This window comes from Corynebacterium sp. UMB0012 (assembly GCF_030216265.1).
Classification (GTDB): Bacteria; Actinomycetota; Actinomycetes; order Mycobacteriales; family Mycobacteriaceae; genus Corynebacterium.
The window spans coordinates 1-895 of sequence record NZ_JASOKQ010000053.1 but is presented as its reverse complement, the minus strand read 5'-3'; the positions used below and the strand labels follow the sequence as shown (position 1 = coordinate 895).

The following is an 895-nucleotide window of genomic DNA, read 5'->3' as shown; positions in this document are numbered from 1 at the left end:
GGTGTCTGGTTCCATGACATCGTTCCGCTCTGTCTCACGACATCATTCCGCCCCACAAGGCCCTGATGTGCCACAACATCGTTCCACTGTTCCCGCACAACCACCCCAACAGGGAAAATGAGGCCACACGCACCAACCCAGGATGTAGCGAGACATACTTCCGCTCAAAATAGAGCATGGGCAAGAAACACACTTCCAACAAAGTCATCGTCGAAACCATCCTCGCAACCGGCATGAGCCATAAAGATGCCGCCGCACTCTTTAGCGTCAGCACCCGCTGGATCCGCGAACTTATCCACCGCTATCGCAAAGGCGGCTACCAAGCACTCGAACCACGCTCCCGGCGCCCACACTCCAACCCCAGACAAGTGCCAGAGAGCACGGTCAAAGCAATCCTCGATATCCGACAACACCTGGAAAACACCGGCCAAGACAACGGCGCCCACACCATCCGCTGGCACCTTCAACAACAAAAAATAACCCCACTACCAGCAGCATCGACTATCCACCGCATACTCAAACGCCACGGCTGGGTCATCGAACAACCTCACAAAAGGCCACGCAGTTCCTGGAAACGATTCCAAGCAGACCAACCGAACGAAACCTGGCAACTCGACTACAGCCACTGGTACCTCAACAACAACCAACGCGTAGCCATCCTGACCATCATCGACGACCACTCACGCTATGTCATCGCTTGCAAAGCCGTCGAGCACGAAACCGGCACCAACGTCATCGACACCTTCATATCCGCAGGAAACAAACATGGATTTCCCAAATCCACCCTCACCGACAACGGCAGCGTGTTCACCACAAAGCTCTACAGAAAAGCCGACACTCGCAACGGCTTCGAACAGCTACTGCTCCAAATGGGCATCCACCAAAAGAATGGAAC

1 protein-coding gene is annotated in these 895 nt (G+C 54.5%); it reads left to right on the top strand.

All coding sequences use genetic code 11. The annotated features are described in order from the left end of the window. Nucleotides 1–176: 176 nt before the first annotated feature. On the top strand, nt 177–895 hold a 719-nt coding region (locus tag QP324_RS11815), incomplete at its 3' end, for a DDE-type integrase/transposase/recombinase (protein WP_284816171.1).